This window comes from Coleofasciculus sp. D1-CHI-01 (assembly GCF_040218875.1).
In the GTDB taxonomy this organism is placed as follows: domain Bacteria; phylum Cyanobacteriota; class Cyanobacteriia; order Cyanobacteriales; family Coleofasciculaceae; genus Coleofasciculus.
On sequence record NZ_JAVJQP010000027.1, the window covers coordinates 79103 to 94455 of the forward strand.

Consider the following 15353-nt stretch of genomic DNA (forward strand, 5'->3'; position numbering starts at 1 on the left):
CACCTATCTGTTGAGAGATTTCTCTATTTCGGAACAAATGACGAATGACGAATGACAAATGACCATTTACCCTTTCCACCAACGCTCCTCTTGCACGAGTGTATGCATTTGCCAATCCGGATCAGGTTGGGGATAATCTAAGCGGTGATGTCCGCCACGACTTTCTGTCCGAAACAGAGCGCTTTTTAAAATTAAGTAAGCTATATCTAATAAGTTAGAGGTTTCTCCCCACGTTCGCACCAGGTAATCGGCATTTGGAACATCAAGTTGAACGGTCTTCTGTGGCGTTAAATTCCGTAACTGTTGGCTTAAAGGCAACGCCGCCAATTCAGCTTGCCAGACTTCCACCTGTGCGATCGCACGTTCTAGTTTTTGTGCAGATCGACAAATCCCGGCACTTTGCCAGACTAAACGTTTTAACTGATCTTGCATCGCCAGCATTTTATCTGTTTTCGTAGCTTCATCAGATAAGGTTAACGGAGAAATAGAAACAGGGGATTGAGAACCCGATTCCTGATTCAAGACAGATTGATCGGGTGTTAATTCCCCCAACTGAGCGCCAAATACAATACATTCCAATAGGGAATTACTGGCTAGACGATTCGCACCATGAACACCCGTACTCGCCGTTTCACCCACGGCATATAAATTAGGAATAGAGGTACATGTGATTAAATCCGTAGCAATTCCCCCCATCCAGTAATGGGCGGCGGGGGCGACAGGAATCATATCCCGAAATACATCAACCCCCCATTGCTGACAAACTTGAATAATATTCGGAAATCGGTGGCGAATCTGATCATCAGGAATGGGGCGCAAATCTAAATAAACATGACTGGTGGCTGGATCAGGTTTAGTTTTCTGTAAATGACTAAAAATCGCTCGACTCACCACATCTCTGGGCGCAAGTTCGCCATCAGGATGATACTCAAAGGCAAAACGGTGTCCCTGATCATCCACCAGATGCGCCCCTTCTCCCCGCACCGCTTCGCTGATCAGAAAATGAGGCGCTCCCGGTTTGGTTAAAGCTGTGGGATGAAATTGGACAAATTCCAAGTCTCTGAGAATCGCCCCCGCCCGCCATGCGATCGCAACTCCATCTCCGGTACTGACATCGGGATTCGTCGTCTGGGCAAAGACTTGACCGCCGCCTCCTGTAGCCAGGACAACTGCACCCGCCCGTCTCCAACTGATTTGACCCTGATACATGAGTTGGACACCTTGACAATCACCCGTGTCAGGATTCAGCCAGACAGATAAAGCAAATGCTCGCTCAAGCACTGTAATATTAGCTTGGCGCAAAACTAAGGCAGTAAGCGTACTAACTACAGCCCGCCCCGTGGTATCTGCCGCATGGAGAACCCGGGGACGAGAATGAGCCGCCTCTAAGGTTAACGCTAACTGCTCCCCCCGTCGATCAAACGTCACCCCCATTTCAACTAACGAGCGAATGCGATCGGGTGCTTGTTGAGCCAAAAACTCCACAGCATCAGCGTCACAAAGCCCCGCCCCTGCCCGAAGTGTATCCTCAACATGCAACACTGGGGAATCTCCAGGAGCAATAGCCGCCGCAATACCGCCCTGCGCCCAGTCACTGGCACCGATGGATAGAGTATCTTTGGTTATCAGTGCAACATTTAAGCGATCGGGTAAACAGAGGGCGGCATAAAGTCCAGCCGCGCCAGCACCTACAACGACGACATCAAACTGGGTTGGCTGATGGAGTGGCGATTGAGAATTGTCAGGAACAGAAATCATTTAATTATTAGGGAACAGGGAATGGGGAATGGGGAATAGGGAACTTATGTAAAAAATAACCCACCCCCAACAGGAGTGGGTTGAACTAGGAATTTCCGGAATTATCCGAGTTTAGTAGACGCCGGGATTGTAGCGGTCGTCACCTCCGTTGTAAACGTCCGCTGTATCGGTCACAGTGAATGCATCCAGATTGTCTTTTAGCACCTGCTTTTGCCGATCAGTCAATCCGGGAATCTCCAGCACTTCCTCTACATCGTCGTAGGGAGCATTCTGGATGATCAATGACGCTAACGTCGGGAACATCCCCCGATACTTGCGAAACGCTCGGATATGAGTATTGTTCAAATCCAGCTTTTGACCAAACTCTGTTTCCAGCTTGGCATCGGCTGGATTGCGTAACTCCTCATCGGCAAGTAACATCGGTGCCCCATTCTGGAGCGCGTTACTCAAGGACACGCCTGGAGTCCAGGACATTGGTGCTGCGATCGCGCTTTGGGAGAAACCCAACCATCCTAAGCAGCCCACTAACAGTCCCCATACCACTAACACACGAACCAATCGTTTCATTAACTCTCCTCCTTACTCAGACACATTGAAGACCAAGAGAGAACTGCCGTTCTACAACACTTGGACAAAGCTAGACAATATTGGATCTTCTTAGACATCATCCGGATTGCTTCGGAGCTTCACTCTGGCGGTGTCGGCACTCAACCAGTCCACAGGCTTAACATCGGACGGAACTCGCCCTACTTAAAATCTGTATTTGTTTTCTATCCTCTCATCTTATCTATCCCTACCTCAAGAGTTTAGGCGCTTATCCGCCCAAAATTATGAAAAATGCTAAATAGTTCTAAAACTCTACCGGAAAACCGGGGTTTTGTGGGATGATTAAAAATTGTCTCTGTTGACGAACGAATCAGGAAATTAGCTATGGCTCTGCGATTAGGCGATACTGTCCCCAACTTCACACAATCCTCTAGTGAAGGTGAAATCAACTTCTATGACTGGGCAGGGGATAGCTGGGTCGTGTTATTCTCCCACCCGGCTGACTATACACCCGTTTGCACCACAGAGTTAGGCGAGGTTGCCAAGCTCAAACCCGAATTTGACAAGCGCAATGCTAAAGTCATCGCCTTAAGTGTGGACGATGCGGATTCTCATCAGGGTTGGATTCAAGACATCAACGAAACCCAGAATACGACCGTCAACTACCCAGTTTTGGCAGATGCGGATAAAAAGGTGTCTGATTTGTACGACATGATTCATCCCAACGCCAATGCTAGTGTGACGGTACGCACCGTCTTTGTCATTGACCCCCAGAAAAAACTGCGCCTGACCATCACCTATCCTCCCAGCACCGGTCGCAACTTTGATGAAATCTTGCGGGTGATTGACTCCCTACAGCTTACGGATCACCATCAGGTAGCCACTCCCGTGAATTGGAAAGAAGGGGATGAGTGTGTGATTGTCCCTTCTCTGAAAGACCCAGAAGTCTTGAAAGAAAAATTCCCCAAAGGTTACACCGAAGTCAAGCCTTACCTGCGGATGACCCCTCAACCCAACAAGTAGAGACGTGCCATGGCACGTCTGGGAGATGGGGGAGATGGGGGAGAAATGTTCCAGGCTTGATGCCAGAAGCATCTGGAAACAGGGCTGTAGGGGCGGGTTTGACCGATAACATTTTGGCACAAACTAATAACTTGACTAAACCCGCCCTTCTCTGGGAACAGGGGAGGTACAGAAAAAGGACAATAAAGCAGCAACCTTGTAAAGCAAATGGATATTAAAGACGGCTTTGTCGGCACAGTAGGCAATACACCTCTGATTCGATTAAATAGCTTCAGCGCAGAAACAGGCTGTGAAATCCTGGGAAAAGCTGAGTTTCTTAATCCTGGCGGTTCTGTCAAAGACCGCGCCGCCCTCTATATTATTCAAGATGCTGAAGACCAAGGGTTACTCAAGCCCGGTGGTACGGTTGTGGAGGGAACGGCTGGTAATACGGGTATTGGTTTAGCGCATATTTGCAACGCTAAGGGATACAAGTGCCTAATTATCATTCCCGAAACTCAATCCCAAGAGAAAATGGATGCTTTGAGAACCCTAGGTGCCGAAGTGCGTCCGGTTCCGGCTGTACCCTATAAAAACCCAAATAATTACGTTAAGCTATCGGGACGAACCGCCGACGAGATGGAGAATGCGATTTGGGCAAATCAGTTTGATAATTTAGCCAATCGACAGGCACATTACGCAACCACTGGACCCGAAATTTGGCAACAAACCGATGGTAAAGTGGATGCTTGGGTGGCGGCGACAGGGACAGGGGGGACATTTGCTGGGGTTTCCATGTTCCTGAAAGAAAAGAATCCCCAGATTAAATCGATTGTGGCTGACCCGATGGGGAGTGGGTTGTACAGTTACGTGAAGACGGGCGAAATTAACACAGAAGGGAATTCGATTACTGAAGGGATTGGTAACAGCCGAATTACTGCCAATATGGAAGGAGTACCGATTGATGATGCGATTCAAATTGATGACCAAGAAGCGGTGCGGGTAATTTACCAACTATTGGAAAAAGATGGTTTATTCATGGGCGGTTCTGTGGGAATTAATGTTGGTGCAGCCGTAGCTTTAGCCAAAGAAATGGGACCCGGACATACGATTGTGACGGTGCTTTGTGATAGCGGTTCGCGTTATCAATCGCGGCTTTATAATCGGGAGTGGTTGGCACAAAAGGGGCTGTTACCGGAAAGTTAGTGATATCATCATCACATTTGTAGAGACGTTGCATGCAACGTCTCTACAATACATATTTTTTTAAATTTGTCAACCTCTAGACAGGAGTTGATCCGTAAGCAATCATTTTGTCCCTTGGGTGAAGCGTTGCACTGTCAATTGGATGGCTAAAGCCACCAAGCCAACAGCCACGAGACTAAAGACAGCCGTGGCGAGAGTACTGATACCAACGACTAAGGTACGAACCGCGATCGCAATATTAATCGCCGTCACATTCCCAGAGGGTAGAGGCTTATTCGCTAAGGATTGGGCAATAGCGGTTGTCAGCCAGTATCCCGCGATCGCCAGAGAACTCGATATCAAGGCTGAAATCAAGCAGCGCAAGGGAGTCGGCGGCGTTTGTTCGGTAGTTGTGGGTTGATTATCGGGATTAGTGGTCATAAATCTGATGTCTAGGGTTTCATCCTTTATTTATTATGAGTGATTTGGCGGATATCACATTACCGTGTAGAGACGTAGCATGCTACGTCTCTACTTTGTCATAAATATCTGCCAGGGTTATTTGGAATGAGAAAGAGTTGAGAGAAACAATTTCATCAGCATCATCATACTCATAAATTGATTTTCTTTATTCAAAAACTGCATAACTACTCCGATAAGATGAATTTAATTTTTATTTCTTTTTTGCCGATGCCGTGTGCTTCATACCCGTGTAATTCAGCTTCACAAATAGTTCCGTTATTTAACCGAATAGTTCCAGTACCTTTAAGTTTTCTCCATCGTCCAGAACCATAGGTTTTACGCAAGCGTTCGACTTCTCGAATAGAACGACCCACCGCTATAGTTTCTATATTAATGATGTTGCCGATAATCTCAAAATTCAAGTAAGTTTTACCCCTAATGCTTCAAATCGCAAAAATCTTATCTTCCACATATTCCCGACAGCGAGGCGGCTTATCTTCTAATGAAAGCTGTAAGCCGAGTTGCTGGCGCACGGCGTGTATTTTCTGCCGGAGTTCCAGAAGTGTGCATTGATCGCGATCAACCAACTCCCAGTTACTGAAGATACACTTTGGTTAAGGGTTCTGGGAAAAAGGGGAACTCAGAGGCGGGCAATCGATGAGTTGGTCGCCTTACCACAACAGAACCCATTTCGGCAGACTATTCTGGAGATTCTGGCGAACTGGCGTATCACTGTCAACGAAAGCGAAAATTTAAGTGAACAGGACAGGGAGTTGCTTATGAACTTATCACCCGCTTATTTGAAATGGCAGGAAGAAACCTTACAAGAAGGCAGGCTTGAAGGTATACAAGAAGGTCGGCTTGAAGGTATACAAGAAGGTATACAAGAAGGCAGGCTTGAAGGACAACGACAGATGGCGGAAAACTTTCTCAGAGTGCGATTTGGTTCACTCGATGAAGAATTGTCGAGTGCGATCGCGCCAATGTTACAGTTACCCCCTCCAGAGTTGACTCGTCTGTTGTTTAACCTTTCTCGTGAGGAACTGTTGGTTTGGTTTGGGGATGTGCCTGGACGAGAAGATGCCTTAAGAACACCCAAGCGAGAAACTATAGAAAACTTTCTCAGAGTGCGATTTGGTGAACTGGATCAGGAACTATCGAGTGCGATCGCGCCGATGTTGCAGTTACCTCCTCAGGAGTTAACGTCCCTGCTGATTACCCTTTCTCGTGAGCAATTGTTAGAACGGTTTGGATAGGTGTTTAGAAGTCATAACTTATCGAGCATAAATTTTAGTATTCTGTGTTACATTTTTCTGGGAATTTACCATTGGATCGATTACTGAATTGGGTTCCTCGTGTTGCTGCGCTACGCTAATTAAAGTTATTTCGATTCCCCGGTTCTGATCAGCAGACGATAAGGATCGATAATTGAGACCGATAGCCGGAGTGCGATCGAGGAAATCTCTCAACAGTCAGTAACGAGGTCACCGTGCAGCTAAAACAAGTGATTATCGCCCACAAAGCCAGAGACTCCCAAGGTCAAGCTTGGGCGGAAAAATGCGCTCGGCAATTAGAACAACGGGGTTGTCATGTCCTGATTGGACCGAGTAGTGCCAAGGATAATCCCTATCCTGTGTTTTTGGCATCCGTGATGCACAACATCGATCTGGCGGTGGTGCTGGGAGGGGATGGCGCTGCATTAGCCGCCGCACGACACCTCGCCCCCGCAGGTATCCCGATTTTGGCGATTAATATTGGCGGACATCTGGGATTTCTGACCGAACCCTTTGAAGCGTTCAAAGATACCGAACGGATATGGGATCGGATTATCGAAGATCGCTATGCTGTGCAGCGACGCATGATGATTGAAGCCTTTTTGTTTGAAGGGGATTCCCGCCAGGATAGCTTTGCCACAGGTACCAATCTCGAACCGATCAGCGATCGCTATTTGGCGCTGAATGATATGTGCATCAAACCCGCCTCAGCCGATCGCATGATTACCTCGATTCTGGAAATGGAAATTGACGGAGAAGTCGTCGATCAGTATCAAGGGGATGGATTGATTGTCTCCACACCAACGGGTTCCACCTGCTATACCTTATCTGCCAACGGTCCGATTCTCCATGATGGCATGGAAGCGATCGGGGTAACGCCGATTTGCCCCTTAAGTCTATCTAGTCGCCCCTTAGTCTTACCGGCGGGTTCCATCGTCAGCATTTGGCCCCTCGGCGATTATGAACTCAACACCAAGCTGTGGATGGATGGGGTAATGGCAACCCCGATTTGGCCCGGACAACGGGTGGATGTGCGTAAGGCAGATTGCTATGCTAAGTTTATTGTTCTCCGCGAAAATAATTCCTACTACAAAACTTTACGAGAAAAACTACAGTGGGCTGGGGCGAGATTTCATTACAGTAATAATCACCGACATTAATTGATGTAGAGACGTAGCATGCTACGTCTGAATTTTGAATGTGTAGGTGCGGGTTTTACTACTATCGTTTCTACCCTAACCCCGATGTAACTAAACCCGCCCAGATCTAATTTTTAGTCACTAACGTTTGGGCAATAATGTGCGAGTCCCTACACTTAGGATTATTGAACCGCTAGACTAGAAATTGTCGAATAAATCGCATTAAATTTTTCATTGGTAACCAGACCGAGGGGATCAGTAGAAAAATCGGGTTTGAGTCGTTTAACCTGATACATATCAATTTCGCCTTTATTTTTAGCCGCAATTTTACCCCGATAGTCACACTGGAAAAAATCCTTAACCAAATCAAACGTCGCTTGGGAAATATTAATCGTTCCCGGAATCGCAGATGATTCCATCCGGGATGCTGTATTCACCGTATCCCCCCATACATCATAAGTAAACTTCTTCCGCCCAATCACACCTGCGAGTAATGAACCCGAATGAATACCAATCCGAATCTGCCAATAGGGTTCATTTTTCTGCCTCTTTTCAATTTGTCGCCAGTGAATAAATGTCTGGATTTGTAAAGCTGCTAGCACTGTATCAATAGCATGAGTTGATTTGGCGACGGGAATACCAGAGACTGCCATATAACTATCGCCGATTGTTTTTAATTTTTCCAGGTTATACACTTCACTGACTAAATCAAAAAACGAGAAACAATAATCTAATTCCTGAACTAGCGCTTCCGGTGAGAGTTGTTCAGCAATTTTAGTAAAGTCTTTGAAATCAGTAAATAAAACCGTGGCACAGTCATAATGAACAGGTTTTACTTTTCCCGTTTCCTTTAACTCATAAGCAATCGGTTCAGGGAGAATATTTAATAAAAGTTGGTCAGATTTACGTCGTTCTCGTTCCAGACTTGAGTAAAGCAGATTCATTTCTGCCAATAGCGCGTTCATTTCCTGGAAACATCTGGCATTGCGAATCGCACAGGCTAATTGCACCGCTAGTAAATAACCAATGCGTAAATCTTCCTGGGAATAGCCAGAGGGGTGGCTGGTGGCAAAATTTAGCGAACCGATAACTTGATTATCTCTAGCTAGGGGCAGAATAATTTTAGAGGGGTAGGCAGATAAAAAGGTATCGCTGGAATCCTGGGGATTAAGTTGAGATTGTCCAGTTTTTAGAGCGCGACTAATCGGGTTATTGCCGGAAATGGGGCAATTTGGGCAGGGAATTGGTGAACCAAACAAGGTGACTAAGCGAAACGTACCATCATCACTTTTGAGACAAACGCTGCAATGCTGAAAGTCTAATAACCATTTGGCTTGTTGACTGACAATTTGTAAAATTTCGTCTAAATTTAAGGAAGAGTTAATTGCATTGGAAATTTCATTAACGGCGGCAATCCGGGAGGAAAGCCCCTGAATTTGAGTCAGTAATTGTCGGGTAGTTTGCAGGAGTTGTTCCCGATCCTGAGCTTCGATTTGATGATTGCTACTGGCAAATAAAGAAAAACTCATCTGACTCATCCCTCATCTGATCATGGGGGAAGCCTCTACTTGTCTACATGTCTTACTTCTCCATTATTATTCATGATCGAGAATTGGGGGAGTTGAACGACCATCTGTCGATAATTCTTCATGAAGCGTCCCCTACCCTAAGCCGAGTCTGGGTGGAAGTCAGATGTTTATAGGGTATCGATTTCTAGAGCGATCGCGTCGGTATATTGATTAATAGCGGTGAATACGTTAGCTGTGGCAATCAGTTCAAAGATTTCTGCTTGATCCAATCCCAACTCATGCAGATGTTGATAGTCAGTATCACTGAGTTGCTGGGGTTTCGTCGCTGCTAGCAAGCTAAAATGAATCACGGCTTTTTCACGTTCCGGTAAGGGACAGTTATCGAAGTCGCTGACTAACATTTGCAGTACCTGTTCGCTAATTCCCAATGCGGATAAGCTGTGCAGATGAACCTTTAGCGCATAATCGCTACCATTCGCCTGGGAGATCGCTACACCAATCATTTCCTTGATCGTGCGAGGAATCGTTCCTTTTAAAATAGTGCAGCGAAATTGTTGCCAGGTTGCGGCTAAAAAATCGGGACGAATCGCCATAGATTTAAATAAATTGGGAACCATCCCAAATCCCAATTCGGTGCTAATTTCATCGTAAATATTTTGGACGAGGGGCTTGGTGATCGGATGGGTGTCTTGCAAGGGAAACTGTGCCATAATTACCTCGAAAATGATTGCGTTTTGGTAATACGATGTATTACGATAGATTGAGTTCTCCTGGCACCGACTTTTAAGTTGGCGAGAGAGGAGATACGCCGGGATAAAATCCAAGCAGCAGGGTTTATGGCGATAACCAATCAACCCTGAAGGATGAAGGATAACTTCTAGTAGAATGCCCCCAAAGTGGTCGTCAAATCCCAGCGGTTCTCTCGTGCATTGCCGGAATTGACTAAAGTAAGAATAATAAAACCCTAACCATACATATCAGTTCTGGGGTTAATTGTCTACCCAAAAGTGAGCATTGCGTAATGATGATTTCACAAACCGAGTATCGCCAACGCCGCGAACAGTTGATGAGTCAGATGGGTCAGGGGACGGCTATCTTCCGCAGCGCCCCGGTTGCGGTAATGCATAATGATGTGGAATATAATTTTCGTCAGGATAGTGATTTCTTTTATCTGACGGGGTTTAATGAAGCTGAAGCCGTGGCGGTGTTAGCGCCGCACCATGCTGAACACCGCTTTATTCTGTTTGTCCAACCTAAAGATCCAGAGAAGGAGGTTTGGACAGGATATCGGACGGGGGTTGATGGGGCGAAAGAACGCTACGGTGCGGATGAGGCGTATCCGATGACGGAACTGGAGGAGAAGTTACCCCAGTATTTAGAGAAGGCAGATCGGATTTATTATCAGTTAGGGCGCGATCGCGACTTTAATCAAACTGTTCTCACCCATTGGCAAAGGTTGATGCGGACGTATCCTAAGCGGGGAACGGGTCCGATGGCGATTGAGTCTACGAATCCGCTGCTTCAGAAGATGCGCTTGGTGAAGAGTCCAACGGAGTTGGAGATGATGCGTCAAGCGGCGGCGATTTCCGTAGACGCCCATAATCACGCCCGCAAATTTGCCCAACCGGGATGTTATGAGTACCAAATTCAGGCGGAAATCGAACATATTTTCCGTCAACGGGGGGCGTTGGGTCCAGCCTATCCGTCGATTGTGGCGTCGGGGGTGAATAGTTGTATCCTGCATTATGTGGAAAATACCCGCCAGATGCAAGCTGGGGATTTACTGTTAATTGATGCGGGCTGTGCCTATCAGTATTACAATGCCGATATTACCCGCACGTTTCCTCTTGGGGGAAAATTTAGCGGAGATCAACGGATTATTTATGAGTTGGTGTTGAAAGCGCAGCAAGACGCGATCGCACAAGTGCAACCGGGAAAGCCGTATAATCTATTTCACGATACCGCCGTGCGGGTGTTGGTGGAAGGATTAATGGATTTGGGATTGTTGGCGGGAGATATCGAGGAAATTATTAAGGAGGAGAAATATAAGCCCTTCTACATGCATCGGACTGGACATTGGTTAGGGTTAGATGTTCATGATTCTGGGGTATATAAGAATGGGGAAGAATCCTGGCAAACTTTTGAACCGGGTCAAGTGGTGACAGTGGAACCGGGATTGTATATTGGCTTAGATATTAAACCTGTGGAAGGTCAACCTGAGATTCCTGAACGCTGGCGCGGGATTGGTGTCAGAATTGAGGATGATGTTTTGGTTACCGAGTCGGGGAATGAGGTGTTAACGGCTGGGGTGCCAAAGTTGGTGGATGAGATGGAAGGGTAATTATTTCACCCAAATCCGGGGTGTAGGGGCGGGTTTAGGGACTTTGATCGCGGTGTTACCGTTAACTTTTGTGGCAAAACCCGCCCTTTTCTAAAATCAAAGCAATCAATTCCAAAGTAGCCCTGAACTAAAGTAGCCCTGAACTAAAGTACTCTAAGAGAAGCCGCTCCGCGTCTACGGGCTAAAAGCTTAAACCCGTTAAAACGGGTTCAAAGACTTAGCTCAAGTAAGCTTTAGCTTACTTGAGCTTTAGGTTCCGGAAATTTATTTCCTGGCTTTCAAGTTGGCAACATGCTAATTTAGGTAGGATTTGGTAGTTTTAGTCCCCTTTTCAGTACCATTAGTACCATTAGTTAGCTCCCTTGGCGGGATGCTGTGTCAGTGGTGCGCTAGTAGTCGGGCACGATGATATCGTGCCCCTACAAGTAGGGTTTGTTTTAGGTTTATGGAATACAGAAAGCATGAGTTGAGCGCGAGCTTCGTTTTTTGCCCTCCGCTCAGGTGTCATTCGCTTTCGCAACTCGCTAAAGGGCTTGGTTTTCATAAGCTGTTCGGCATTTAAACCTTAATATCAATAACGGCGAAAGCCTTGCCGTAGTGCGTTAAGCGAAGCCATGCCGCAGGCTTTGCATCTTGCTCGCTACATCAAGCATCTTGCTCGCTACTAATACCCAATTTAAATGCATGACAGCTTACAAAATACTCTCTAGTTGATGATTGAACAGTTGATTCAGACCTTCTAGGTGAAGTTTGAAGAGTTGATTCAGGTAAGTACGAATGTTTGAGCCTATGCATACATCTATTGTGCCTCAGTAAAGTATTCAAGTTTACAAAGTCCCCGCTAAATCTGTGGGCATTACCTTCTATCATAATCTCAGAGCAATCTCAATGACCACCAACAAAGTTATTTCAACCAACGCATTTAACCTTTTTGAGACTTCCATCCTCTTTGAGAGCCACAACCTCAACCTTGACCCTTTGCCCTTCAGAGAGCGATTTCGCTTTTTTTGGCTCTTTTTCCGTTAATTTAATCGTTTCCAAAATCGTGTATGTTACCTTATTTCCCTTAACGCCTGTAACCGTGGCGTCTAAGATTTGACCCACCTGAAAATCATGAGTGCTAACCACTTCAGCAATTTCCGCTTGACGCGCTGACTCGACGACGGGGGCGCTAATTTCGCCAACAGGTTCAGCGTTTTGGTAATAACGCATTAGCCGATAAGACCAGCCTAAAATATGTAACATGACTGGGGGATTATCTTGATAGGCTTTTAGGTATTGGTTACAAGCATTGTCAATCGCTTGGTAGTAGTCAGACGTTCGCTTACTATGTCCAATTTGTCTGCCATTTCTGACCAAGGTTTTGAGATAATCAAACAATTTGGTTCCGTCTTGGGTGGCGTAATTGCGAAGATAGGCGATCGCTTTTCCTAGTTCATTCGCGTCTGTATCCGCTTGAACTAGAGTTTGCGCGATCGCATGGGCAATTTGCCACTGGAGTTCGGTTAAGTCTTCTGTTATTACCATATAGAAAAGAATAATATAATTTGGAAAGAACCTCTCCCCCAGCCCCTCTCCTGCGAGGAGAGGGGAGTTAGTTGGATTGGGGGTTGTTGGGTTTTCTAATACATTCCTTCCGGCGGTTCTCTCTGTGTCGGATATCCCAACACCTTGACTAACTCCTGCAATGGCTGAGATTGCACCAATTCTCGATGCGCCGCCTGAATCGCCTGTTGGATAAACTGTTGCAAAGGTTTTCCGGTGAGGGGTTGGGATTGGCTTCGGTAAGATAAATAGCGATCGCGTATATTATCCACAGGTTCTATACTCGTTACCTCAACCGTCATTGTCCCCATCCCAATCGGTTTCCCCCCACCCACTTTCAGGGCGATGGCGTGTTGTGTATCTTGTCCCAGTACAATCAGTAAGGTTCCCAGTTCCCCTTGGGTTAAATTTCGATAGGGTAATGATGTGGTAAACCCAAAAGTTTTCACCGCTTGTTGTACCGATATTCCCTGCTGTTGTCCTTTATCGATAGCCCGAATTGTGTGATAATAAAATTTGCGCCCAGCGACCTTTTCCTGGTTAAAATAACCTGGGTATTCATGAGGACGAGGACGATAGAGAGAGGGCATAAATCCGGGACGAAATTCAGTGGATTCACACTCAGCATCACTAAACTGAATTAACCCTTGCCAATTCAGCGCCCCAAATACCCGACAAGCTGGACAAAGTTGGGTTTTGTCGCGACATTCCTGATAGCCTGGGGGGATTTGATTGGATTTTGCCCTCGTTTTACACAAACAGCTACGGGTAATTGCTTCATAGGTAGACCGTACCACACCCTTAAGAGAACTCCCCGGAATAATTAACTGTCCTGCGCTTCCCTGAATCATGGTTTTAATCAAGGGAATCGACGTTTGTCCCACATCCGTTCCCAAAGCGACAACACCCGTAGAAACGTGTAATCCGGTTTGCACCGTTAACTTTAACTGTAACCGTCCATGAACGCGAGCGCGATAATATTGATCTTGTCCTTTAGGCGGTTGTAATTGCGGCTTGTCTTTCGGTAAAGGAATCAGATGATAAGGTTTCTGGGCAATACTTTGGGATAGCTGCGGACGGGGACGGGGTTTATTATAACTCATCTTGGCATTTCCACAGTTAAGGCAACAAAATGCACCGTTGCGGTTGGTTGAGCGATAAAATAACGCTGGGCTAATTTCGGCTGATTGGGGGAAGTCTTACTCACATCCAGACTCTCTGGATAAATGAGCGATCGCGGAAATCGGGTTTCATTGATAGGATACCCATAAGCTGGGCGTTGTTCAGTTTTCCAATAGGATTTATCCTCAGATTCACTGGCATATTCTGTATCATCAATAATCGATTTAAAGCCTGGAACCTCACCCGTATTCGACAACACAAGGACGCTATAACGGTCATTTTGGCGTTTCCAACGGAACTCGCGATCGCAATTAAACATCTGTCCTTCAGGAGAGGAAAAATCATCAGGTAATTTGTCCACAATTCCACTAACTTGATGACTCCAGCGCAGAAAATAATAACTCGGCGCAGTAGCTTGCTTTTGCACTAATTCTCTTAACTGAGTTTCAGTGAGCAAATCTTGACAAACACCAACAAAAGGACTCATGCTGCACCTGCTTCCACTCTCTGACACCAAGCCTGAACCGCCCGCATAAATAAATCCTGAACTTGTTCCTTTCCTCGCCAGTTTAACTGTACCCCAAACCCCAGCGCCATTGATTCCGCCCGCACAGGAGTATCTTGCATATCATTAGCTGGAAAACCATAGCGTTCTCGTTCCGCTTCCGCCAAAAACATACCAGCCCCCAAAAGTTGATTATCTTGCCATTCACCGCCACCACCCAAACTCCGAATCCGTTGATTTTCAACAACACAACCCGGATATTGAACAACCGCCTGGTTTAATTTCACCTCCACAATTCCCAACCCGCGAGACTTAGCAAACCCCAAACCAAACCATCCCTCATCCAAATCCCGCAACACTAAGCCAATTAATCCCAATTGGGCTAACGAGAAGTTTTTCAGATGGAGTTTAGTCCGAAACTCTCCCGCCGTACAAACTTGATAATTAAACGGTCCCACCGCCACCGAACCAAACACGCGGTCAATCGCCACCCCATTCCGTTCTTCCAGTTTCACAGATTGAGACTCAACCGGATAAGCATCCTCAATTCTCACCCGACTAGAAATTGACGTATTCCCAAACATCTGATCCGTAAACGAGGATAACTTATAGAGTTCATAACCTGACTTATTTTTCAGATAGTCATAATTATCATTTAACGGATCATTTGCCCAGAGGCTATTCGGATTATCAGAATTCCGATTATCGCGTCCAACTGTTCTTACAATTCGTTCCCCATGGGCGCGAATTGCCCCTTTTAGAGAACTTCCAGGCAAATAAACCGAACGCCCTTCCCCATGATAAGTTTCCACGAATTCCATATCCGGCTTCGTCGGATCAGCACCTTCTCGCCCTGACTTGATCAGAATGGGACCACAGGGAATTAAACTAAAATCAATCGTACATTGATTAACCAATCGTTTATGCATAATCTAAGTTTATCTG

16 protein-coding genes are annotated in these 15353 nt (G+C 46.1%); 5 read left to right on the forward strand and 11 right to left on the reverse strand.

The features are described from left to right. Positions 1 to 66: 66 nt before the first annotated feature. Positions 67 to 1758 carry an L-aspartate oxidase gene (gene nadB, locus RIB93_RS05105; RefSeq protein WP_446370906.1) on the reverse strand — a complete coding sequence of 564 codons (1692 nt, stop codon included), beginning with the start codon at positions 1756 to 1758 and terminating at the stop codon, positions 67 to 69. A gap of 111 nt (positions 1759 to 1869) precedes the next feature. Continuing rightward, the gene (gene psbU, locus RIB93_RS05110) at positions 1870 to 2325 is read right to left on the reverse strand and encodes a photosystem II complex extrinsic protein PsbU (RefSeq protein ID WP_446370908.1); all 456 of its coding nucleotides are present in this window, start codon (positions 2323 to 2325) and stop codon (positions 1870 to 1872) included. 363 nt (positions 2326 to 2688) lie between these two features. Between psbU and RIB93_RS05115 the strand changes: the two genes are divergently transcribed. Continuing rightward, positions 2689 to 3327 carry a peroxiredoxin gene (locus RIB93_RS05115; protein ID WP_446370910.1) on the forward strand — a complete coding sequence of 213 codons (639 nt, stop codon included), beginning with the start codon at positions 2689 to 2691 and terminating at the stop codon, positions 3325 to 3327. Positions 3328 to 3534: 207 nt separating this feature from the next. Continuing rightward, positions 3535 to 4512 carry a cysteine synthase A gene (locus RIB93_RS05120; RefSeq protein WP_446370912.1) on the forward strand — a complete coding sequence of 326 codons (978 nt, stop codon included), beginning with the start codon at positions 3535 to 3537 and terminating at the stop codon, positions 4510 to 4512. A gap of 102 nt (positions 4513 to 4614) precedes the next feature. On the opposite strand, the gene RIB93_RS05125 is transcribed toward RIB93_RS05120, so the two are convergent. The 3 genes from RIB93_RS05125 to RIB93_RS05135 all read right to left on the reverse strand — a co-directional run bounded on the left by RIB93_RS05125 (position 4615) and on the right by RIB93_RS05135 (position 5540). After that, positions 4615 to 4932 (reverse strand): DUF3082 domain-containing protein, encoded by a 318-nt coding sequence (locus tag RIB93_RS05125; protein WP_446370914.1) that lies wholly within the window; start codon positions 4930 to 4932, stop codon positions 4615 to 4617. A gap of 206 nt (positions 4933 to 5138) precedes the next feature. Further along, positions 5139 to 5375 carry a hypothetical protein gene (locus RIB93_RS05130; protein WP_446370916.1) on the reverse strand — a complete coding sequence of 79 codons (237 nt, stop codon included), beginning with the start codon at positions 5373 to 5375 and terminating at the stop codon, positions 5139 to 5141. Between the two features lie 21 nt (positions 5376 to 5396). After that, on the reverse strand, positions 5397 to 5540 hold the full coding sequence (locus RIB93_RS05135) for a hypothetical protein (RefSeq protein WP_446370918.1): 144 nt from the start codon (positions 5538 to 5540) through the stop codon (positions 5397 to 5399). A gap of 192 nt (positions 5541 to 5732) precedes the next feature. On the opposite strand from RIB93_RS05135, the gene RIB93_RS05140 reads away from it, so the two are divergent. Further along, the gene (locus RIB93_RS05140; RefSeq protein ID WP_446370920.1) at positions 5733 to 6209 is read left to right on the forward strand and encodes a hypothetical protein; all 477 of its coding nucleotides are present in this window, start codon (positions 5733 to 5735) and stop codon (positions 6207 to 6209) included. A gap of 233 nt (positions 6210 to 6442) precedes the next feature. Then, positions 6443 to 7387: an NAD(+) kinase gene (locus RIB93_RS05145; protein WP_446370922.1), complete on the forward strand. Its 945-nt coding sequence runs from the start codon at positions 6443 to 6445 to the stop codon at positions 7385 to 7387. Positions 7388 to 7548: 161 nt separating this feature from the next. On the opposite strand, the gene RIB93_RS05150 is transcribed toward RIB93_RS05145, so the two are convergent. Then, positions 7549 to 8895 carry an adenylate/guanylate cyclase domain-containing protein gene (locus RIB93_RS05150; protein WP_446370924.1) on the reverse strand — a complete coding sequence of 449 codons (1347 nt, stop codon included), beginning with the start codon at positions 8893 to 8895 and terminating at the stop codon, positions 7549 to 7551. A gap of 167 nt (positions 8896 to 9062) precedes the next feature. Then, the gene (locus RIB93_RS05155; RefSeq protein ID WP_446370926.1) at positions 9063 to 9605 is read right to left on the reverse strand and encodes a carboxymuconolactone decarboxylase family protein; all 543 of its coding nucleotides are present in this window, start codon (positions 9603 to 9605) and stop codon (positions 9063 to 9065) included. Between the two features lie 314 nt (positions 9606 to 9919). Here RIB93_RS05155 and RIB93_RS05160 point away from each other — a divergent pair, with 314 nt between their 5' ends. Next, on the forward strand, positions 9920 to 11236 hold the full coding sequence (locus RIB93_RS05160; RefSeq protein ID WP_446370968.1) for an aminopeptidase P N-terminal domain-containing protein: 1317 nt from the start codon (positions 9920 to 9922) through the stop codon (positions 11234 to 11236). A gap of 909 nt (positions 11237 to 12145) precedes the next feature. On the opposite strand, the gene RIB93_RS05165 is transcribed toward RIB93_RS05160, so the two are convergent. From RIB93_RS05165 to RIB93_RS05180, 4 genes are all read right to left on the reverse strand, one after another. Next, the gene (locus RIB93_RS05165) at positions 12146 to 12763 is read right to left on the reverse strand and encodes a hypothetical protein (RefSeq protein WP_446370928.1); all 618 of its coding nucleotides are present in this window, start codon (positions 12761 to 12763) and stop codon (positions 12146 to 12148) included. Between the two features lie 95 nt (positions 12764 to 12858). Beyond that, entirely contained in the window at positions 12859 to 13884 is a 1026-nt protein-coding gene (locus RIB93_RS05170) for an RAMP superfamily CRISPR-associated protein (RefSeq protein ID WP_446370930.1), read from the reverse strand. Then, a complete protein-coding gene (locus RIB93_RS05175; protein ID WP_446370932.1) occupies positions 13881 to 14390 on the reverse strand; it encodes a hypothetical protein in 510 nt (169 codons plus the stop codon). Before RIB93_RS05175 ends, RIB93_RS05170 begins: the two co-directional genes overlap by 4 nt. Continuing rightward, the gene (locus RIB93_RS05180) at positions 14387 to 15337 is read right to left on the reverse strand and encodes an RAMP superfamily CRISPR-associated protein (protein ID WP_446370934.1); all 951 of its coding nucleotides are present in this window, start codon (positions 15335 to 15337) and stop codon (positions 14387 to 14389) included. The genes RIB93_RS05175 and RIB93_RS05180 overlap by 4 nt, the downstream gene beginning before the upstream one ends. Positions 15338 to 15353 lie beyond the last annotated feature (16 nt).